This is a genomic window from Allobosea sp. AAP35 (assembly GCF_001295925.1).
GTDB lineage: Bacteria > Pseudomonadota > Alphaproteobacteria > Rhizobiales > Beijerinckiaceae > Allobosea.
Genome location: NZ_LJHQ01000080.1, coordinates 1 through 20,785, shown reverse-complemented (window position 1 = coordinate 20,785; position 20,785 = coordinate 1). Strand labels below are relative to the sequence as shown.

Annotated in this window: 18 protein-coding genes and 2 pseudogenes; 13 read left to right on the top strand and 7 right to left on the bottom strand. The window is 65.2% G+C overall.

The window, feature by feature from the left end:
- Nucleotides 1–5: 5 nt before the first annotated feature.
- From IP69_RS21115 to IP69_RS21105, 3 genes are all read left to right on the top strand, one after another.
- On the top strand, nucleotides 6–2,213 hold the full coding sequence (locus IP69_RS21115; RefSeq protein WP_054144800.1) for a heavy metal translocating P-type ATPase: 2,208 nt from the start codon (nucleotides 6–8) through the stop codon (nucleotides 2,211–2,213).
- Nucleotides 2,210–2,452, top strand: coding sequence for a cbb3-type cytochrome oxidase assembly protein CcoS (gene ccoS, locus IP69_RS21110; protein ID WP_054144799.1), 243 nt, complete (start codon nucleotides 2,210–2,212; stop codon nucleotides 2,450–2,452). The genes IP69_RS21115 and ccoS overlap by 4 nt, the downstream gene beginning before the upstream one ends.
- 78 nt (nucleotides 2,453–2,530) lie before the next feature.
- On the top strand, nucleotides 2,531–3,562 hold the full coding sequence (locus tag IP69_RS21105) for an NAD-dependent epimerase (RefSeq protein ID WP_054144819.1): 1,032 nt from the start codon (nucleotides 2,531–2,533) through the stop codon (nucleotides 3,560–3,562).
- Here IP69_RS21105 and IP69_RS21100 read toward each other — a convergent pair whose 3' ends face one another.
- From IP69_RS21100 to IP69_RS21090, 3 genes are all read right to left on the bottom strand, one after another.
- Nucleotides 3,563–5,116 carry a methyl-accepting chemotaxis protein gene (locus tag IP69_RS21100; RefSeq protein ID WP_054144798.1) on the bottom strand — a complete coding sequence of 518 codons (1,554 nt, stop codon included), beginning with the start codon at nucleotides 5,114–5,116 and terminating at the stop codon, nucleotides 3,563–3,565. It lies immediately after the preceding gene.
- Between the two features lie 143 nt (nucleotides 5,117–5,259).
- On the bottom strand, nucleotides 5,260–5,973 hold the full coding sequence (locus IP69_RS21095) for a ribonuclease activity regulator RraA (protein WP_054144818.1): 714 nt from the start codon (nucleotides 5,971–5,973) through the stop codon (nucleotides 5,260–5,262).
- Nucleotides 5,974–6,143: 170 nt separating this feature from the next.
- Nucleotides 6,144–7,115 (bottom strand): tripartite tricarboxylate transporter substrate binding protein, encoded by a 972-nt coding sequence (locus IP69_RS21090; protein ID WP_054144797.1) that lies wholly within the window; start codon nucleotides 7,113–7,115, stop codon nucleotides 6,144–6,146.
- A gap of 235 nt (nucleotides 7,116–7,350) precedes the next feature.
- Here IP69_RS21090 and IP69_RS21085 point away from each other — a divergent pair, with 235 nt between their 5' ends.
- The 3 genes from IP69_RS21085 to araD all read left to right on the top strand — a co-directional run bounded on the left by IP69_RS21085 (nucleotide 7,351) and on the right by araD (nucleotide 10,880).
- A complete protein-coding gene (locus IP69_RS21085; RefSeq protein WP_248306928.1) occupies nucleotides 7,351–8,046 on the top strand; it encodes a GntR family transcriptional regulator in 696 nt (231 codons plus the stop codon).
- Complete coding sequence (locus IP69_RS21080) at nucleotides 8,036–8,971, top strand: dihydrodipicolinate synthase family protein (RefSeq protein WP_054144796.1); 936 nt, start codon at nucleotides 8,036–8,038, stop codon at nucleotides 8,969–8,971. Before IP69_RS21085 ends, IP69_RS21080 begins: the two co-directional genes overlap by 11 nt.
- Before the next feature lie 175 nt (nucleotides 8,972–9,146).
- The gene (gene araD, locus IP69_RS21075) at nucleotides 9,147–10,880 is read left to right on the top strand and encodes an L-arabinonate dehydratase (RefSeq protein ID WP_054144795.1); all 1,734 of its coding nucleotides are present in this window, start codon (nucleotides 9,147–9,149) and stop codon (nucleotides 10,878–10,880) included.
- 32 nt (nucleotides 10,881–10,912) lie between these two features.
- On the opposite strand, the gene IP69_RS21070 is transcribed toward araD, so the two are convergent.
- Nucleotides 10,913–11,242, bottom strand: a complete 330-nt coding sequence (locus tag IP69_RS21070; protein ID WP_054144794.1) for a helix-turn-helix transcriptional regulator — start codon at nucleotides 11,240–11,242, stop codon at nucleotides 10,913–10,915.
- Entirely contained in the window at nucleotides 11,239–11,610 is a 372-nt protein-coding gene (locus tag IP69_RS21065; protein WP_054144793.1) for a type II toxin-antitoxin system RelE/ParE family toxin, read from the bottom strand. The genes IP69_RS21070 and IP69_RS21065 overlap by 4 nt, the downstream gene beginning before the upstream one ends.
- A gap of 126 nt (nucleotides 11,611–11,736) precedes the next feature.
- Here IP69_RS21065 and IP69_RS21060 point away from each other — a divergent pair, with 126 nt between their 5' ends.
- The 4 genes and pseudogenes from IP69_RS21060 to IP69_RS21045 all read left to right on the top strand — a co-directional run bounded on the left by IP69_RS21060 (nucleotide 11,737) and on the right by IP69_RS21045 (nucleotide 15,658).
- On the top strand, nucleotides 11,737–12,486 hold the full coding sequence (locus IP69_RS21060; protein WP_054144792.1) for an FkbM family methyltransferase: 750 nt from the start codon (nucleotides 11,737–11,739) through the stop codon (nucleotides 12,484–12,486).
- Between the two features lie 5 nt (nucleotides 12,487–12,491).
- Nucleotides 12,492–13,014 (top strand): annotated as a pseudogene (locus IP69_RS21620) (transposase); the annotation flags it as partial.
- Nucleotides 13,015–13,159: 145 nt separating this feature from the next.
- Nucleotides 13,160–13,573: a hypothetical protein gene (locus IP69_RS21050; RefSeq protein ID WP_054144790.1), complete on the top strand. Its 414-nt coding sequence runs from the start codon at nucleotides 13,160–13,162 to the stop codon at nucleotides 13,571–13,573.
- Between the two features lie 1,017 nt (nucleotides 13,574–14,590).
- The gene (locus IP69_RS21045) at nucleotides 14,591–15,658 is read left to right on the top strand and encodes an AAA family ATPase (RefSeq protein WP_082359519.1); all 1,068 of its coding nucleotides are present in this window, start codon (nucleotides 14,591–14,593) and stop codon (nucleotides 15,656–15,658) included.
- 314 nt (nucleotides 15,659–15,972) lie between these two features.
- Here the strand turns inward: IP69_RS21045 and IP69_RS21040 are convergent, their stop codons facing one another.
- A complete protein-coding gene (locus tag IP69_RS21040; protein WP_054144788.1) occupies nucleotides 15,973–16,719 on the bottom strand; it encodes an aspartate/glutamate racemase family protein in 747 nt (248 codons plus the stop codon).
- A 178-nt stretch (nucleotides 16,720–16,897) separates the two neighbouring features.
- On the opposite strand from IP69_RS21040, the gene IP69_RS21035 reads away from it, so the two are divergent.
- Both IP69_RS21035 and IP69_RS21030 read left to right on the top strand, forming a co-directional pair.
- Nucleotides 16,898–17,617: a helix-turn-helix domain-containing protein gene (locus tag IP69_RS21035; protein WP_054144787.1), complete on the top strand. Its 720-nt coding sequence runs from the start codon at nucleotides 16,898–16,900 to the stop codon at nucleotides 17,615–17,617.
- A 246-nt stretch (nucleotides 17,618–17,863) separates the two neighbouring features.
- Complete coding sequence (locus IP69_RS21030) at nucleotides 17,864–19,318, top strand: undecaprenyl-phosphate glucose phosphotransferase (protein ID WP_054144786.1); 1,455 nt, start codon at nucleotides 17,864–17,866, stop codon at nucleotides 19,316–19,318.
- Between the two features lie 709 nt (nucleotides 19,319–20,027).
- On the opposite strand, the pseudogene IP69_RS22050 reads toward IP69_RS21030, so the two are convergent.
- A pseudogene (locus IP69_RS22050) lies at nucleotides 20,028–20,147 on the bottom strand (IS5/IS1182 family transposase); the annotation flags it as partial.
- Here IP69_RS22050 and istB point away from each other — a divergent pair.
- Nucleotides 20,133–20,785, top strand: a 653-nt coding sequence (gene istB / locus IP69_RS21010) for an IS21-like element helper ATPase IstB (protein WP_082359520.1), incomplete at its 3' end; no start/stop codon positions are given. The pseudogene IP69_RS22050 and the gene istB overlap by 15 nt on opposite strands.

The window sequence follows — 20,785 nt, the reverse complement described above, 5'->3', positions numbered from 1 at the left end:
AGAGCATGGCCACGCAGCAGGATCTATCCGTCTTCGTCCGCCATGGCGAGGGCGGTGTCGCGGGGATGGAGCTGGCGGTCGAGGGCATCCGCTGCGCCGGTTGCATGCATGCGATCGAGAACGGCCTTGCCAAGGACGCCGCAATCCTGAAGGCGCGCGTCAACCTCGCTCTGAAGCGGGTCACGGTGGAATGGACCGAGGGCGCGCTGCGGCCCGAGGGCGTGATCGAGAAGCTCGCCGCGCTGGGCTTCAAGGCCTATCCCTTCCTGCCCTCGGCAGAGCGCGACAGCGTCACGCTGGAGGAGCGGCGCCTGCTGCGCTACCTCGCCGTCGCCGGTTTCGCGGCTATGAACATCATGCTGCTCTCGGTCTCGGTCTGGTCGGGCAAGGGTGGCGACATCAGCCCGGTCACCCGCGATTTCTTCCACTGGCTCTCGGCCCTGATCGCGCTGCCCACAGCCGCCTATGCCGGCCGCCCCTTCTTCGAGAGCGCGCTGCGGGCCCTGCGCGCGGGCGCGGTCAACATGGATGTGCCGATCACGCTCGGCATCGTGCTGGCGCTCGGTATGTCGGTCGTCGAAACGGCCAACCACTCCGAGCACGCCTATTTCGACGGCGCCACCATGCTGATCTTCTTCCTGCTGATCGGCCGCTATCTCGACCAGATGATGCGCCGGCGCACCCGCGATCTCGCCGGCAACCTCGCCGCGCTCAAGGCCGAGTCGGCGACGCGGCTGATGCCCGACGGCACGACGACGACCCTGCCGATCGCCGCGATCGCGCCGGGGGATCTGGTGCTGGTCCAGCCGGGCGAGCGCGTCTGCGTCGACGGCATCGTCGAGAGCGGCCATTCCGAGATCGACCGCAGCCTCGTCACCGGCGAGACCGACCCGACCCCGATCGCGCCGGGCGTGCAAGTCTATGCCGGCACCATGAACCTGACAGGGGCGCTGAGCGTGCGCGTCGAGGCGGCCGGCACCGGCACCCTGCTCGACGAGATCGACAAGCTGATGGCCCAGGCGGTCGAGAGCCGCTCGCGCTATGTTCGCCTCTCGGACCGGGCCGCGCGGCTCTATGCGCCGCTGGTCCATGCCACCGCGCTGGCCACGCTGGTCGGCTGGATTGCCTTCGGCCTGGCCTGGCAGCAAGCGCTGATTATCGCGATCACCGTCTTGATCATCACCTGCCCCTGCGCTCTGGGGCTTGCCATCCCCGCCGTGCAGGTGGTCGCGGCGTCGGCGCTGTTTCGCCGCCAGATCATGCTGAAGGAGGGCGATGCGCTGGAGCGGCTGGCCGAGGCCGACATGGTCGTCTTCGACAAGACCGGCACCCTGACACTGCCCGAGCCGGATCTGCTCAACGCAGGCGAGATCAGCACCGACGCGCTGCAGGCCGCGGCAGCCTTGGCTGCCGCCAGCCGGCACCCTCTCGCCCAGGCAATCAGCCGGGCGGCGGGCAGCCCAGCGCCCCCGAGCGGCACTCAGGAACATCGGGGCCTGGGTCTGTCGGTGATGGTCGACGGCGTCGAAATGCGCCTTGGCAGCGCCAGCTTCTGCGACCTCGACGCTCTGGCGCAAGACGTCGGCGCCGATTTCCCGACCGCGTCCCTGATTGCCTGGCGACATGGCGAGAGAGGGGCCGTGTTCGCCGTCGGCCAGCGATTGAGGCCGGATGCGCGCGCCTGTGTCGAGGCGCTCAAACGGCTGGGGCTCGGCGTGATCATCCTCTCGGGCGACCGCGAAAGTGCTGTGGCGGCCGTGGCGCGCGAGCTTGATATAGCGACCTGGAGGTCCGGCCTGCGCCCCGACGAAAAGCTGCATGTGCTGGACGATCTGGCGGCGCGCGGTCACAAGGTCTTGATGGTCGGCGATGGCCTGAACGACGCGCCGGCTCTGGCCAAGGCGCATGTTTCGATTTCGCCGATCAGCGCGACCCATCTCGCCCAGGCCGCCGCCGACATCGTCTTCCTCGGCGACAGCCTCTCTCCTGTCGCCGCCAGCATCGGCATCGCTCGCAAGGCGCGGGCTTTGATGGTCGAGAACCTCTGGTTCGCAGTCCTCTACAACGCCATCGCAGTGCCGATCGCGATCGCCGGCCTGGCGACGCCGCTCGTCGCAGCCGCTGCCATGTCCGGATCCTCGCTGGTGGTGACGCTCAACGCCCTGCGCGCGGCCAGGCGCGCACCGCCCCTTTCCCCAAAGGCCGCATCATGAACATTCTCGTCATCCTGTTTCCGCTCGCGCTCGGGCTGGGCCTTGCAGGGCTCGGGGCGTTCTTCTGGTGCATGCGCAACGGCCAATATGCCGACCTTGAAGGGGCCGGCTGGCGCGTCCTGCAGGACGACGATCTCGGGCGCGATCCCACGGTTCTGGATGAAGCCTCGAACGATGGAGCCGCCCCGGCCTCGACTGAGCGCTCCCAACCCGCTTCATTGACACGCGCTGCGATCTGAAACATTGGATTTGGCCCTGCGGGAGTTCGTTTTCGGCACTCTCGCGCCCTCTTTCCCCTGACAGGGCGCATGGGCCTCATGACCAGCGTTTCACCGCAACGCGTCCTACTGACCGGAGCGGCCGGCTTCGTCGGCTTCCATGTGACGGAGGCGCTGCTGGCGCGGGGCTGCGCGGTGCTCGGCATCGACAACCTGACGCCCTATTACGACCCGGCCCTGAAGCAGGCCCGCCTCGAACGGCTGCTTCCGCGCAACGGCTTCAGCTTCCAGCCCATCGACATCGCCGACTATGAGGCGCTGCAGGCCGCCTTCGCTGCCTTCAAGCCCGATGTCGTCATCCATCTCGCGGCGCAGGCCGGCGTGCGCTACTCGCTCGACCATCCGCGCGCCTACGCTCACTCCAATCTCGACGGCTTTCTCTCGGTGCTGGAGGCCTGCCGGCACCACCCGGTCGCGCATCTGGTCTACGCCTCGTCGAGCTCGGTCTATGGCGCCAACGCCAAGGTGCCCTTCAGCGAACATGACGGCGCCGACCACCCGGTCTCGCTCTATGCCGCGACCAAGCGTGCCAACGAGTTGATGGCGCACAGCTACGCGCATCTCTACGGCATTCCGGCGACCGGCCTGCGCTTCTTCACCGTCTATGGGCCATGGGGCCGGCCGGACATGGCCTATTTCAAGTTCACCAAGGCGATCCTCGAAGGCAAGCCGATCGACGTCTACGCCGAAGGCGAGATGAGCCGCGATTTCACCTATATCGACGATATCAGCGAGGCGATCGTCAGGCTGGCAGCTTTGCCGCCGGAGCCGGATGCCAACGGTGGTGATCGCGGCCCTGCCACTGCGGCCGCGCCCTGGCGGGTCTACAATATCGGCAACCACACGCCGGTGCAGCTCGACCACTTCATCGCGGTCATCGAGGCCACCTGCGGCAAGGCCGCGATCAAGCGCCATTTGCCGATGCAGCCAGGCGATGTCCGCGCGACCTATGCCGACGTCTCCGGCCTGATGGCACGCGTCGATTTCAGGCCGGATACGCCCATCGAGACCGGCATTGCGCGCTTCGTTGCCTGGTATCGCGAATTCTACGGTAACGGGACGCCCCGCTGATCAGCCCCTGACCACATCGCGGGAAAAGCGGGCGACGGACTCGTCGAGACGGGTTGCCGAAACATCGACGCCCGCAGCCGCCTCGGACACCTGCCGGCCATGCTCCATCGTGCGTGCCGCATCCGCGACGACCAGATCGATCGCGCCGGCAGCCTGCTCCGTCTTTTGCACCGAGCGCGCGAGCACATCCACCATGCTGCGGATCGCGTCCGCCTGCTGATCGACCGCCACGACGATGCCGCCCGTCGCGCCCACGATCGCCTCGGTTGAGACACTGATATTCATGACAGCGGCAAGCGACCGTTCCGTGGCGGCCCGAACCTCCTCGATCCGCTGTGAAATTTCTTGCGTTGCCGCCTCGGTGCGAGCGGCCAGCCCCTTGACCTCCGTCGCCACCACGGCGAAGCCGCGCCCAGCAAGGCCCGCGCGGGCCGCCTCGATGGTCGCGTTGAGGGCCAGCAGATTGGTCTGGGCGGCAATCTCGCGGATCAGGGCTGAAACATCGCCGATGTCGCGCACAGCCTGCGTCAACTGCGTTTTAATGGCGATGGAGGCCGTGACGTCCGATGCTGCCGTCCGCACAAGTTGGGTCGTCCTGTCAGCTTCATTGCGGATCAGGGCAATGGTCTCGGTGAGGCGATGAGAGCAGAACTCGACCGAAGCGATATCCGCCTTCGCCTCGCCGACCTTGGTCAGCACGCTGGCAAGCTTGTCCTGTGACCGCTGCGAGATCGCGACCAGGTGCTCGGCCGCGCCATTCATATGACCAACGGACTGAAACACGGGCTGAAGGATGGTGCCGATCTCGTGCCGGAACGCCTCGGCCTGCCGCTCGACATCCTCGCGCTGCGCCTCTTCGATCCGCGCATGCATCTGGGCGTCGAGGCCGAGTTGCTGCGCGCTGCCGATCGCACGGACACGATCGATAAACAGTCGCGCCATGCTGCGCAGCGACACCAGCATGACCGAGCCATAGATCGCCTGGAAGACCAAGTTCTCCAGCATGTGATCGACCGGCGACAACGCGATGTGGATGATGCGTCCCGTCAGGATCATGCCTGCGAAAAGCAAAGCCGCCGAGGGCATGCTCGCCATTGTGAAGGTGCCGGCACAGACCAGCCCCGCCAGCAATGTCGCGGTCAGCACCTCCATCTCCGGAACGGCGGTGGGATTGATCACGACGGCCATCACCACCCAGGGCGCGGCCATGATCGCAGTATCGATCAGGATACGATCATTGAATTTCGCAGAAGGCGCATCCTGGCGTTCACGTTGCTTGATCCGCGAAATCCGCAGGATGCCGAGCACCCCGATGACGACAACCGCGGCGCTCCAAAGCAGCGGAAACCAAAGCCAGCCATGAAACATCGCGGTGATGGCGACGAGGACCGCAGAGAGCAGATTGGACATCAGGATGGCAGGAAGAACGCGCGCGAACTGCTCGCCTTGCGCCAGGCGGAGAGCGGCTGCGTCGGCCTCATTCAGCCGGGCCATGCCGAACTGGCGATTGAACCAGGCATCGTAGCGCATCGGCCAGGTCGCGCGCTGAGTCATCGTCGATGGATTCGCTCTGTCAGGCCGCGCTCAACTCCAGCGCGTAAGGTGGAGCCATGACCCTTGCAGAGAGGTCTCAAGCGGCGGTTAACGGCGACGATCCGCCTTTCGAGGCCATTCGCCGTTCATCCGGCCCCGCACGCTCAGGCCCAGCCGGGCCGCCATGCCGCGAATTCGGCCTTGGTCTGCGCATTGGCCGGATACAGACCGAACAGCCCCTGCCCGCCGCGCACGCGCTCGGCGACGAAATCCTCATAAGCGGTCTGCTCATAGACCTCCGGCGCGATCTCGTTGGCGAGATGGGCGGGAACCACGCAGACGCCCTCGCCATCGCCGACGATGATGTCGCCGGGATAGACCGCGACATCGCCGCAGGCGATCGGCGCGTTGATGTCGAGTGCATGGTGGCGGATCAGGTTGGTCGGCGCGCTCGGGCGGTTGTGATAGGCCGGGATCGCCATACCGGCGATCTCGGGTGAGTCGCGAAAGCCGCCATCGGTGACGATGCCGGCGACGCCCCGCTGCATCAGCCGCGACACCAGGATGCCGCCGGCCGAGGCCGCGCGCGGGTCCTTGCGCGAGTCGATCACCATGACATGGCCGGCCGGGCAATCCTCGATCGCGCGCCGCTGCGGATGCTGCGTCCCCTCGAAGGTGCCGAGATGATCGAGATCCTCCCGCGCCGGGATGTAGCGCAGCGTGAACGCCTCGCCGACCATGCTCTCGGATTTCTGGCTCAGCGGCCGCACATCCTGGATGAAGACGTTGCGGAAGCCGCGCTTGAACAGGGCGGTCGTCAGGGTCGCGGTCGAGACGCGCTTGAGTTTGGCGCGGTTTTCGTCGGAGAGGGTGGTCATGGCATGTCCAAACATCTGCTTAGGGTGAAGGCTTGACGTCCACCGTCATTGCGAGCGGAGCGAAGCAATCCAGCGTCTCGCTCTACGCCCTCCTGGATTGCTTCGTCGCTTTGCTCCTCGCAATGACGGCAAATGCGGCTGCGGTTAAGTCCAGACGCTGGCCGTGTCGATCACTCTATCCTCACGCTTGCCTTCTGCGCGACATCGGCCCAGCGCTTGGTCTCGGCGGCGATTTGGGCAGCGAATTGCTCCTGGCTGGAGCCGACCGGATCGACGCCGAGCTTCCTCATCTGCTCGATCACGGCGGGCTCGCGCATGATCGCCTGAACCTCGGTCGAGAGCTTGGCGACGATCTCCTTGGGCACGCCCGACGGCGCGAAGAAGCCATGCCATGACGCGGCTGCATAACCCGGGATGAACTCGGCCAGAGCCGGCATGTCCTTGGCGACGGCGAGCCGCTCGGGCGTGGCGGTCGCGAGCGCCCGGATCTTGCCGGCCTCGACATGGGGCCAGGCGATGGTGATGTTGTCGAAGGTGACCTGGATCTGCCCCGACAGCAGATCCTGCGTCACCTGCCCGCTCGAGCGGTAGGGCACATGGACCATGTCGGTGCCGGTCGAGACCTTGAACAATTCGGCCGCCATATGGGTCGAGGTGCCCGCCCCCGACGAGCCGAACGAGTATTTGCCGGGGTTCTTCTTGAGCAGCTCGATCAGTTCGGGGACGGTCTTCGCCGGCAGGTCGATGTTGACCATCAGCAGGTTCGGCACGCTCGCCACCTGCGAGATCGGCGCGAAATCCTTGATGTGGTCGAAGGGCATTTTGGCATAGACGCCGGGATTGATCGCATGGGTCGAGACCGTCCCCATCGCCAGGGTATAGCCATCCGGCGTCGCACGGGCCGCAGCCGCAACGCCGGTGTTCCCGCCCGCGCCGGGGCGGTTTTCAACGATGAACTTGCCGTTGAGCCGCGCGCCCAGGCGGTCGGCCAGGATGCGGCCGAGCAGATCGGTCGTTCCGCCGGCGGCGAAGGGCACGATGATCGTCACCACCTTGCTGCCCGGGTAATCGGCCTGGGCCAGCGCGGCCGGCGCGCTCATCAGGCATGCGGCCGCGATCATCGCCCTGCGTGTCATCGTCATCTGTCTTCCTCCGGTTTGCGTATCCTCGTGCCGGCGCATTGGCGGCCGGCATGGCCCGTTCGCGGACCCTTGTCGCCGACATAGCACAGGATTTCAGATTTGAAATCTGAAATTTCAGCCTTGCCGCAGCTTGCCCTTTGTGGTGAGTGATGCGGTGATGGCGTCAGGGCTGTCTGGCCCTTCAGCGAGGATTCGCGGGCAGCACCGGCGCCGCTGTGGAACCATGATGTCAGAGATGCTCCCGATCGAACCCGTCGCCCCGTATCTCCTGCGTTCGCTTCGCGAACACGTGCATGAGCGGCTGCGCCGTGCGATCGTCGCTGGCCGCTTCCGCAATGGCGAGAGGCTCAACGAGCGCCATCTCGCCGAGATGCTCGGCGTCAGCACGACCCCGGTGAAGGACGCGATCCGCCGGCTCGAAAGCGAGGGGCTTGTCCGGACGGAGGCCCGCCGCGGCGTCTTTGTCGAGTTCTCGGCGCGTCAGGCGCTGGAAATGGCGCTGGGCCGTGCCGCACTTGAAAGCGTCATGACCCATATTGCCGCCAACCGGGTGGGCGACGCCGACATCGTCGAGATCGCCAGGCTGATCGAGGAGATGGCCCATGCCACGCAGCACAGTGCGCTCGAGGACCTCGTCACCCTGAACGAGGCCTACCATGGCACGCTTCACCGGATTTCCGGCTGCGGCTATCTCGAGCGACGGCTCGACGGGCAGCGCATGTATGACCACGCCCAGCGCATCGCGCTGTTGTCGGAACCTTCGGAGCGCGGCCAGGGCTTCGAGGAACACCGCGCGATTTTCGACGCGCTGAAGGCACGCGAGCCCAAGCTCGCAGAACAAAGGATGCGCGCCCACATCGTCCGCTCGGCGAAAGCCCATGTGCGGCAGGTGTTCGGCGCCGATGCGGAAGGGTTGGACTATGACACATGATCACGACAATCAGGATCGGGTGAGGAGCGCGCTGCGCGGCATCTCCGGCGTGCATGCCACAGCATGGCGCGCCGATGGCGAAGCCGATTGGGAGGTGACGGCCAAGATCGTCGCAAACATCGCCAAGGCTGGCATCCACAACATCGTCTCGGCTGGCAACACCGGCGAATTCTACCCGATGACGACCGACGAGGTCGTGCGCAGCCATGCGGTCGCAGCTGAAGCCGCCGCCGGCCGGGCGCTCGTCACCGCCGGCATCGGGCGTTCGCTGAAGGAGGCGGTCGCGACCGGCAAGCTCGCCGCCACCGCCGGCTGCAACGCGGTGATGGTGCATCACCCGCTCGACCCCTTCGCCGCGCCGCAATCCCAGGCCGACTACATCGTCGCCATCGCCGAGGCGCTGACGCTGCCGGTCGTGGCCTATATCCGCTCCGACGCCATCGGCGTGAAGGATCTGGTGCGCGTCGCGACGCATGCCAACGTCGCCGGCGTCAAATTCGCCTCCAGCAACATGATGCTGCTGGCCGAATGCGTCCGCGCCACGTCGGGGACCTCCGCCAACTGGATCTGCGGGCTGGCCGAAGGCTGGGCGGCGCCCTTCTACGCGCTGGGCGCCCGCGGCTTCACCTCCGGTCTGATCAATGTCGCTCCCGAACGCTCGCTCGCGGTCTGGACGGCGCTGGAGAAAGGCGATTACGCCGCCGCGCGCGCGCAGGTCGACGCCATCGCCGGCTTCGAGACGCTGCGGACGAAATACGGCAACGGCGCCAATGTCACGGTGGTCAAGGAGGCGCTGGGCCTGCTCGGCACCGATGTCGGCCCCGTGCGCCTGCCGGGCCTGCCGGAGCTCAACGCGGATGAAAAGGCAGAATTGCGCGCCATCATCGCCGGCTGGAGCGCGGTGAGAGCCGCGGCGGCGGAGTAAGAGCCCCGTGTCATTCCGGGGCATCGCGCAGCGATGAACCCGGAACCCACGACCGGGTGAGACCTACAGATCCGGTCACGACGTCTCGCCCGGTCGTGGCTTCCGGCTTCGCAGCTTCGCTGCGCCCCGGAAAGACCGACGGTGCGCACAACAAAAAACCACCCGAGGACACGCCATGACGACCCATCCCCGCAAGACGCCCGACAGCTTGCGCTCGAAGCGCTGGTTCGGCGCCAGCGATCTGCGCTCCTTCGGCCATCGCTCGCGGGCGCTGCAGATGGGGTTCGCGCATGACGAGTTCATGGGCAAGCCGGTCATCGGCATCATCAACACCTGGTCCGAGATCAACCCCTGCCATACCCATCTGCGCGACCGCGCCGACGCGGTGAAGCGTGCCGTCTGGGCAGCGGGCGGCTTTCCGGTCGAGATCCCCGTGATGTCGGTCTCGGAGCAGTACCAGAAGCCCACCACCATGCTCTATCGCAACTTCCTGGCGATGGAGACCGAGGAATCGATCCGCTCCCATCCGCTCGACGGCGCCGTGCTGCTGGGTGGCTGCGACAAGTCTACCCCTGCTTTGATCATGGGTGCCTGCAGCGCCGGCCTGCCCTTCATCTTCGTGCCGGCAGGCCCGATGCTGCGCGGCAACTGGGCCGGCAAGGTGCTGGGTTCGGGCGCCGATGTCTGGAAGTACTGGGCCGAGAAGGAAGCAGGCCTCATCACCGACGACCAGTGGAAGGACATGGAGAGCGGCATCGCCCGCTCGCACGGCACCTGCATGGTGATGGGCACCGCCGCCACCATGATGAGCCATGCCGAAGTGCTGGGCCTGACCCTGCCGGGCGCATCCGCCATCCCCGCCGCCGATGCCGCCCACCGTCGCATGGCCGCTGCGTCGGGCAAGCGCATCGTCGAGATGGTCTGGGAGGATCTGACGCCCGACCGCATCCTGACCCGCAAGAGCTTCGAGAACGCGCTGACGGTGCATATGGCGGTTGCCGGCTCGACCAACGCTATCATCCATCTGATCGCCATGGCCGGCCGCGCCGGCGTTTCGCTGACGCCCGATGATTTCGACGCCTTCTCGCGGACCGTCCCGGTGATCGCCAATCTTCGGCCGTCGGGCGAATTCCTGATGGAGGATTTCTTCTATGCCGGAGGGCTTCCGGCGCTGCTGAAACAGCTGGCGAGCAAGCTCCACACCGACGCGATGACGGTGACCGGCAAGCCGATCGCCGAGACGATCGCGCTCGCGACCGTCTATGACGACAACGTCATCCGCCCGCTCGACAATGCGGTGACGACCGCCAACGGGCTCGCCGTCCTCAAGGGCAACATCGCGCCCGATGGCTGCGTCATCAAGCCCTCCGCTGCCGAGCCGCGCCTGCTGAAGCATTCAGGACCGGCGCTGGTCTTCGAGGACTACGATGCGATGATGCGCGCCGTGAACGACGAGAGCCTCGACGTCACGGCCGATCACATCATGGTCTTGAAGAACTGCGGCCCCGTGGGCGGGCCGGGCATGCCGGAATGGGGCATGATGCCGATCCCGCGCAAGCTGCTGAAGCAGGGCGTGCGCGACATGCTGCGCATCTCGGATGCCCGCATGTCCGGCACGAGCTATGGCGCCTGCGTGCTCCATGTCGCGCCGGAAGCCTATATCAGGGGGCCGCTCGCGGCCGTCCTCACCGGCGACATCATCAGCGTCGATGTCGAGGCCCGCACCATCTCTGTCGACCTGACGGATGCGCAGATCGCCGCCCGTCTCGCCGCCTGGACCCCGCCGGATCGCGACTATCCTCGCGGCTGGGGCAAGATGTCGGCCGCCCATATCCGCCAGGCCGACAAGGGCTGCGATTTCGACTATCTCGAAGGGACGGCGAAGATCCCGGAGCCGGAGATTCATTGACGCAGAGGCCATCGCGGATGGCGGTTCCTGCCTTATCGCAGCGAGTGCACCGTAACCTGACCGCCTTGATCATCCCTGCGAGGCCTGATCACGATTTCCACATCCTGATCCAGCCTGGTCAGGAAGCTCATCAGCCGCTCTACGGAGAAGCCGTCGAGACGATAATTGACCAGCGCCGATACTTTGGGTTGAGGAATGCCGAGCAAGCGCGCGGTATCGATCTGGCGAAGCTTGCGGTTTGCCACCAGGTCGTTGACGGCCAGAGCCAGGCGGGTCTTGGTCTGACGATCGTTGGAGTCGGGCAGACCGAGATCGGCAAAGACATTGCCGGTTCCATGTTCGATATCCATCGCTTCACTCATCGCTTTGTCCTGGCGTCTTCCTGCGCGCGGCGCAGACGTTCCCCGATCAACTCCACATCGAGAGAAGCTGTCCGCTTGCCCGTCGGGCTTTTCTTCTGGAAGCAGTGGAGCACGTAAATCGCCTCCTCGAATCGCACGGTATAGACCGCGCGGAACGTGTCGCCATCGAAGCTCTCGACCACCTCGAGAACGCCAGGGCCCTCTCCCTTCCACGGCTTGGCATGCGGGTGCTTGCCGCCAAGTTGCGCCACGCCCAACGCGTAGCCCATGTCGCAGACCACCTCGGCCGGAAAAGCCAGGAGGTCTCGTTTCGACGAGCCGACCCAATGCAGCGGCTTCTCGCGCAACGGTGGAGGCTGCCTTGTCATCGAAGGATGTATACCCGAACGAGAATATTCAGCAAGCCTGCAACGCGGGTTGCGTCTTTTGTCGCTCGATCATGCAAGCTGTGTCAGGATCGCACTGACGATGACCACAAAGGGGCATGAGACCGCTTGAAGACGCCGCCGACAGCCTCCCCCGCCCTACCCTGGCACCACGCCTTCGAGACACCGACGAACTCGCAGATCGAGCAGGAGCGCTGGGTTCTGGCCATGTGCCTAAACAGGCGCGACGGCCGCTTCGCCGAAATCGGCGCTTTTGACGGGGTCTTGCACAGCAATACTTGCTTCCTTGAAGCCGACCATGGCTGGAGCGGCGTGCTGGTCGAGCCCAATCCGCTTCTCTTCGCCAGGCTCGCCGCGAGCCGCAAGGCCGCCTGCCTCGAGCGAGCCGTCCACCGCGAGGGGGGCCAGCTCCTGTCCTTCGTCCCCTCGCAGGAGATCGGCACGCTCGCCGAATACGCCGAATCCGACGGCTATGCCGAGCACCGTCGCCAGGCGATCAGCGAGAACGGCCTGATCACCGTCGAGACCGTGACCTTCGACCAGATGGACGAAGCCGACGGACGTGCGGGCGCGGGTTTCGACTATGTCTCGCTCGACACCGAAGGCTCGGAACTCGACATCCTCCGAACCATCGACCTCTCCCGCCACGCTATCGCGCTCTTCACCATCGAGCACAATTTCGTCGAGCCGCGCCGAGAGACGATGCGGGTCCTGCTGGCGGAAGCCGGCTATGATCGGCTGAATGTCGGCTTCGACGACTGGTACTGGCACGAGGGCCATCTGCGCGCGCGCAATGGCGGGATTCTGCCGGACATCGCCGCCATCAATGCGCATGTGAAGAGCATCTATCTCGACTGACCGGCGGCCCGTTCACAGCTCGCGTTGAAGGCGATGCTGCCGAACGAGGCCTACACCCGGCCGGAGGCCGAGGCCGTCGCCGAGATGCACGCCTCGCGCCGGGAGAGCGGCACGACGTCCGCCAGGCCCGAAGCCGCCCCAGCGTCGAGGCGCTGGAGCCGTGGCTGCACGCCAAGCTTCTCCTCGTCAGTCAGAAGAGCAAGCTCGCCGAGGCCATCCGCTACGCCCTCTCGCGATCGGCGGGCCCCTCGACGACGGCCGCATCGAGATCGACTCCAATGTGGTCGAGCGCGCCATCCGGCCAATCGCCCTCAACCGCAAAAATGCACTCTTCGCCGGACCAGATGGCGGCGCAGGCATTGGGCCGTCGTCGCCTCGCTCGTGGAGACCTGCAAACTCAACAGCGTCGATCCGCAAGCCTACCTCGTCGACGTCATCACCCGCATCGTCGCCGGCCATCCCCAGGGCCAGATCGACGATCTGCTGCCATGGGCTTACGCCATACCGCCGCTCAAGGCCGTGGCCTGAGAACAGCGCATACCCCGTGTCGTGCTCTCGCGGGCCGGAATGCGCGAAGAAGAGGAAGGGACTGCTGGACCAGACGCTCGTCGCAGTGCGTCTAAACAGTGACATCGAGCGGCGGGGACAGCGGCCAAGAGCGCATGGCAAGTGGATGCATATCGCCCTGCGGATCGCGAACTACGACAACTGGAATAGCCGTATAGGGCACCCATGTCCGTCCAGTCAGATCGGGCGTGGCCGGCGCGACCGCCGCTTGAGCATCGTAACGCGGTTGTCCGTATGCGATGAGGTTGCCTTTCGCCTGTTGGTCTTCCAATGCTCGCTGGTCGAGGCGGGCTTCGATGAGGGCGGCCCCGAGAATGGAGACCAGCGCGTCAGGACACCGGATCGGGTGTCAGCAGCCAAGAACTCCAAACGGTTGACGACATCATCGGTCCGGCTTGGCGGGTTGAGCGGCACGACCGAGATCGTCTTGGTCATTGCGTCGCTGATCAGGATGCTGGATCAATGCCAGCATGCGAGTGCGGTGGCGATCATGCGTCAGTTCTTTTCCGTCGGTCGGTGATCGCTGCGACAACAGCACAGCTCATCAAAGCCATATTCCCTCGGCAGCGGCTTCGGCCGAGGCCAAGGCTGACGCTGATCTGCACCGGCAAGCCGGCTCTCATCAACGAGCGGTCGCACCATCAAATCAACCCGACACAGAGTACCGGTCTGATGGCCATAACGATGAAACACGGCTCGAGCCGGCAAGGACGGGCCGTGGCCGCGTCAATCTCCAAACCAAATGTCGGTCAGGCGCCGCGCGTAGACAGCACCATTCAGGCAAAACACGAGCGATTGGATGAAACATCGATTCACGCCGGAACGGAACGGCCGACTCAGACCACCGTACAATTCATTTAGTGATAAACGTGCTATATCCGCATTATGAATGTATGAAATTTTATAAATGATGATTTGTTCATAAAATATAACAATAATAAATCAACAATAATCATTCATGGTCAACGACATTAATAGATCATACAATTCATCTTAGTCTTATTTCTGATATACCTATTATACAATACAAAGAAACGATATTGGCTGAAACGACAAATTAATCCCTGCAGATCGATGTTTTTTAAATTGACTCTCAGGGCGGATCAGATAATCTTTTGATCAGGCATAGACATCCAGGCCGGCTTCCTTGGCATGACGCACCACGGATCCGGCAGCCGCACGCGGCAATGGCTGTCGAGGCACCCCTTCGCTGAGCGGACATCATCGTCTCACTCCGCGGCGCGAGGGTCCTCGTGGGCAACATAGCCGCGCCCACGTTGAACGGCTCCCTGCCCGGGAAGCTCGGGTGTCCCATCCAGAGAGCGCTCGAGGAGCCGCCAATGCCTGAAACACCACCGCAGTTTGCCGCCCCGATCACGACTGTCGCGGACGAGAGCGCCCGATCATCCCATGCTCTTCGACGGCTGCGCAGTCGACGACCGCGCGATGCGGGAGCGGCCTATGGCTGCTCACTCCAACGAACCGCAGCGATCCCTTTGCCGACGACCGGGTTGGTTGATCCGTGTGGAGGCAAAGTATGACCATGCCGGCTTCGCTGCACGCAGACGCTCTCAGCCACGGCGTATCCAAGAGCACCGGGACGCGCAGCCGAGAGATACCCAACTCCGGCTTGCGCGGTCCTTCAACTGGGGCGCGGGACGTTCATACCGTCAGCGCCCAGAGGCTGAGGTCCAAGAGTTTTGAACCCCTCGACTTCCTGCTCGACGGGATCATCCCCACTGGATTGACCCTCCTCGCGGGGTTGCCCAAGGTCGGGAAGTCGTGGTTCGCGCTGGAGCTCGCGCTCTCGGTCGCTCGTGGTGATCCCTGCTTGGGTCGGCAGCCGCAGACCACCGGCGACGTTTTGTACCTCGCGCTCGAAGACAATGAGCGTCGAATCCAACGTCGCCTGACGCGCCTTCTGACGAAGGCCCTGCCTTGGCCACGCAACCTCCTCTTCTGCACCGAGCATCCCCCAGCAGACGAGGGCGGGCTGGACCTGCTTCGCGACTGGATCCGCGAAACGGTCAATCCGCGCTTGATCGTCATCGATGTCTTCGAGCGCTTTCGGTCCCGGTCTGCCACGCATGGCAGTGCCTACCAGCAGGACTATCGTCACATCGAGGCGCTCCAGAAGCTCGCTGCGCGCGAGCGGGTCGGCATCGTCGTCGTCCATCATCTGCGCAAGACGTCCGGCAAAGGTGATCCTCTCGAGCAGATTTCGGGATCGACCGGCTTGACGGCGGCGGCCGATACGATCGTCAAGCTCGACACAGACAGCGCTGGAACGAAGCTCTATGCGCGCGGCAAGGACATCGAGGAAATCAACGAACGGCTCGCATTCGACACGAACGCCATGCGCTGGACGATCGCCCCGCGACTGGAGGATGGAAGCCGGTTCCCCGAGCGCGACAAGATACTCGATCTGCTGCGGGTGCAAGGTCCGATAGGTCCCAACGAGATCGCCCGAGTCCTGGGACAGACGTCCGGCTCCATCCGCGCGATGCTGAGCCGGATGCATCGTCGGTCCGAGGTCATCAAACATCAGCGTGGCCTGTATGGAGTTCCGGCGTGGCACCCGACACCGCCGCCGGTTCAGCCCTGAGGCGCATGACGGCTGGGGGGCTCGGTGGCCAACCATGCCGGCTCGCTTGCGGTCACTCCGCGGCCTTCATAACGGGGAAGGCGTCAACACGCTTCACAACGGCCGCTCCCAAACCGGCCCCTCGGAAGCAGGACGACACATTGGAACCGCAGTGGCGGACGCCCACCGTTTCCCTGCTGTTCGATGAACCATCACTGAATGCGATCGCCAGTGGCCAGGCCGCCCAAGACGACAACCCGCAACGCCCGTCACATCTGTTGCATTGTGACCGATGTGACGCATTCGAGAACCAACGGCACCGGGCCTGATCGCATTCAGAAGGCTCGCGGCCTCAAACCTGCATGGAACCACGTGATCATCGAATAGACGTCATGGACCGGCCGCCCCGTCGCCGCCTGCACGGCCGCCGCATAGGGCGGCATGTTGGTGCATTCGAGCACGATCGCACCCACGTCGGGATGTCGCGCCACGAGATCAAGCGCCGCGTCGACGACGTCCTGCCGGGCGAGATCGACATCCATGTCCTCCTTCTCTGCCTTGATCAGCACGCGGAAGAATTCGCGGCCGCCTTCCGTCCCCGTTACCGGAGTGTCGAGTGGCACCCCCACTTTCTCCAGATGCGCCGGCGTCAAACTTCTGGCAGAGACCGTGACGACGCCGACCCGTTGGCCGGGCGGCAGCGTCGCCTGCACCCAGGGCACCTGCATGAGCGAGGAGGTCGCGACCGGCACGCCGACGGCGGCTGAGAGCTCGCGCTGAAACAGCGAGAGGAAGCCGCAGTTGGTGGTGATCGCCTCGGCCCCCAGCCGCACCAGATCCTGCGCCGCGGCGATGAAGTCCGGCAACAAGCCGTCGGCGCCTTGCAGCACCACCTTGTCCGGGCTCGCCCCGCCGACCACGCGGTAGAGCACAGGGAAGGGCCAGGTGCCGCCATTGCCCATGTCGCCGAGGATGCGCGGGAAGCGCGCCTCCAGCATCAGGATGCCGAGCGGCGCGCCATAGATGGCCTTGCCGCCACGCACGATGCGGGGCCCCTGCGATGGTTCCGAAGCGATCGTCATGGCAGGTCCCCGCATCATGGTGGCGACGCAGACCTAGCCCTGCCGAACGCCCGCGCCAAGGCGGCAGCGGGCCGCTCGCCATGTCGGCCCGGCATGGCGTAAGAGGGTGACGCTGCGGTGCAACAGGCATATGAATGAGCTCGGGCGCCGGCAACGAGCGCGCCCGTGAGGGCTCAACGTGCATCATCGGCTGGCACAGGGGTGCGGCGTCCCTCTCGGCCGGGATTGCCTGGGCTGCGAGACGCGTCCCCACAGCATCTGTGCCGCCCTGCCCGAGGGCGACCTCCTCGATCTGCAGGTCCTCTCGACCTCGGTCCGGTTCGGCACGCGCGAGATGCTCATGGTCCAGGGGCAGCCCGCGACGAGCCTCTACACCATCACCTGCGGCTGCGCCCGCCTCTACACCCTGCTCTCGGACGGACGCCGCCAGATCGTCGGCTTTGCGCTGCCGGGGGACTTCATCGGACTGTCGCTGGCGCAGACCGCCGGTGTTTCCGCCGACGCGATCGGGCCGGTCATGGCCTGCGCCTTTCCTCGCGCCGGATTTTCGCGGTTCGTCGATGCCAGACCCACGCTGCTGCGGCGCCTGCATGAGCAGGCGAGCCATGAACTGTCCCTGGCGCAGGAACAGCTCATGCTGCTCGGCCGCCGCAATGCGCAGGAGCGGATCGTCTGCTTCCTGCTCGGGCTGCAGCAACGCTTCGCCCGCATCGGCCGCGCCTCCGTCACCGTGCCGCTGCCGATGGGACGGCAGGACATCGCCGATTGTCTCGGCCTGACGATCGAGACGGTGAGTCGGACGCTGACCCGGCTGTCGCGCGAGCGCATGATCCTGCTCGTTCCGGACGGTGTGCGGCTCCTGAATGCCGAGCGCCTCGCCGCCATCGCGGCCGGCTGAGCGGCGCGCACAGCGCCACGACCGCTGTTCCAGAACGGATCAGGCCGACACGCGTCCGTCGTGCAAGACGTCCCAATTCACCAAAAATCCAGCGATTATCCGCGCTTCGGCCGACGGAACAGCCCATTTTGGCGCGTTCCCCTGCGGTATACCGCTTGCGCTGCCACCGCCGAGACCAGCCCGAGAGCGAGGATCTGTGCCGCTGCCGCACAGCTCCCCCGGGCTTCGGCGGAGGCGACGAACCAGATGAGCGTCAACGACATCGGACTGGCCACCTATGCGGGCCGCGAGCGCCGCGCCCGCGCCTGGCGCCACTGGCTCTGGCTGGTCACCGCCGCGACCGACGCGGCGACCGTGGCCCTGATGGTGGGGATTGTGTCGCTGGCCTACCACCTGCCGGTCTATGGCGATCCGCGGGCCGACAAGGTGACCCTCGAACTCGCCCTGATGCTGGCCGCGATCTTCGTCTTCGTGAACGCGACGCGCGGCCGCTATCAGTTCTCCAATTATCTCTCGACCAAGGGGCAGATCGCCTCGGCGTTCGCGGTCTGGAACCTGACCATGGTGGCCTTCGTCGCCATCCTGTTCCTCGCCAAGATCGCCGACCACTATTCGCGCGGCGTCGTCCTCGCCAGCTACCTCGCCGGCATCCCCGTCATCGCGCTCGCCCGCTCGGCGATGGTGCGGACGATCTCGATCGGCAGCAAGACCGGCCGCATCACCACCGAGCGCGTCTTCCTGATCGGCCGCGAGCCCGACGTGATGTCCTTCGTCTCGCGGCACCAGCCCTGGAATGTCGGCTTAGCCATCGTCGACGTCGCCTTCCTGCGCAGCAACGATGCCCGCCGGATCAACGACCCCGCCGCCGCGCTGGCCGCGGATCTCGCGAGCGCGGTGGCGAACTGCCGGGCCAAGCAGCCGGACTCCGTCTTCATCGCCCTGCCCTGGTCGGATCAGGAGACCATCGACGCCTGCATCGACGCCTTCATGAACCTGCCGGTGGCGATCCATCTGACGCCCGAGCGGATCATGGACCGCTTCGACCGACCGCTCATCATGCGCACCGGCAGCCTGACCAGCCTGCGGCTCAACCGGCCGCCGCTCTCGGCGCTGCAGATCGCCCTAAAGCGGGGCTTCGATCTCGTCGCCGCCGCGCTCATGCTGGTGCTGTGCGCACCGCTGCTTCTGGTCGTGGCCGCCCTGATCCGGTTGGACTCGCCAGGCCCGGTGCTGTTCCGCCAGCGACGCTACGGCTTCAACCAGCAGGCCTTCCGGATCTTCAAGTTCCGGACCATGACGACAAACGATGACGGCGCCGTCATCGCCCAGGCCCGGCGAAACGACCCGCGCGTGACGCGGATCGGCCGCATCCTGCGCCGCTACAATCTCGACGAGCTACCGCAGCTCCTCAATGTGCTGGCGGGGCAGATGTCGCTGGTCGGGCCCCGCCCGCATGCGCTCGCACATGACCGCGACTTCGAACGCAAGATCGCGCTCTATGCCCGGCGCCACAACGTCAAGCCGGGCATCACCGGCTGGGCGCAGGTCCATGGGCTGCGCGGCGAGACCGACACCGATGAAAAGATGGCCAGGCGCGTCGCTTATGACCACTGGTACATCGACAACTGGTCGATCTGGCTCGACGTCGCGATCCTGATCCGGACCCTGTGCAGCCCGAAGGCCTTCCAGAACGCGCACTGACCTTCGGGAGCAAAGCTGCGAAGGCTCCAAGTCAGGGCCAACACCGCACCAGCGCCGAAGTCCTGGACCCTGGAGACAATCGCGCACGACGGGTGCTTTGTGCGACAGGACGCACGGGGCGCACGAGAAGGAGCTGACCGGCATCGGCGCGCTTCTTGGCCGGAAGCAGAATCGCCCGCATGTCATCGATCAAGGGTTTCGTGATGCCGGTCAGCTGCTTGAGTTCGTGCACCGAATACAGCCCCTTGCTGCCATAACGGCCAGCCGAGCCTGTAGCGTCACGTGACCCAGGACGCGGTCGCGTGTGCGTTGCGCCAAATGGAACTCATCAAACCATTGGACCATCAGGTTGGGGATCAGCCATGGTGTCGACCGCCCCCATCCGTAAGCAGGTCAGCAACAGCCCCGAAGAGGACCCACCAGAGCCAAACGACCCCAAGGAACCATGGGATGGAGATCAGCACGATGAGCAATACAATTGCCGCCGTCCTCGCCATCGGGCTGTAGCGCGGTTCCCGATCGCCGTAGATCCAAGGCGGGTCCTTCAAATGATGAACCGGGTCCAATGCCGCCCCCTCTTGATGCAAAGCATCAAAAGCGGAATTTTCGATACAAGTATATGGTCTCGTTTAGATCTGGTTAACCAGTCAAGGCATTGTCCAAAATCATCGGCCTCTTGCTTGAGCAACTGTAACGTCCGTCTCAAGACCTTCTCGATGAAGGGGAACGAGCGGCGCGAGGCGGCCAGCAGCGGGCCCGCTCCGTCACCGTCCTGCACGCTGGCAGGATGAGCGAAGAGAACTAGGCCGCGACCATCGGTGTCGACAAGGCCGGCCGCCGCGAACTCACGATCCGGGAGGCGCTGACGCTGTTTTGCGAGCGCGAGGTCGCACGCCGCGACCAGCGCCGGATCGACATGTCCTTCGGCCTCGCCCGCTTCCCCTTCGCGCGATACATCAGCGGCTTCGGTTTCGGGGCTCAGCCTTCCCTTGACAAGGCACAGATCCGCGAGATCGCGACGGGGCGCTTCATCGCCAATGGCGAGGCGGTTCTGCTCCTGGTCCAGCCGGGCGTGGGCAAGACACATCTGGCGGTCGCGCTCGGGTGCGAAGTCATCGTCACCGGCTACTCGGTCCTGTTGACGCCGGCGACGACGCTGGTCGCGCAACTGGCCAAGGCCCATGACGAAGGGCGGCTCGAGGAGAAGCTCCCTCACTACGCCAAGCCGAAGCTGCTGATCGTCGACGAGCTCGGCTATCTGCCGTTCGAGCCCGACGCCGCGCAACTGTTCTTCCAGCTCGTCAGCCGCCGCTATGAGCGCGGCGCCATGCTCGTGACCTCCAACCGGGCCGTCGGAGAATGGGGCTCGGTCTTCGGCGATCCTGTCGTCGCGACCGCCATCCTCGATCGGCTGCTTCACCACAGCCACGTCATCACCATCCGCGGAGACAGCTATCGGCTCCGCGA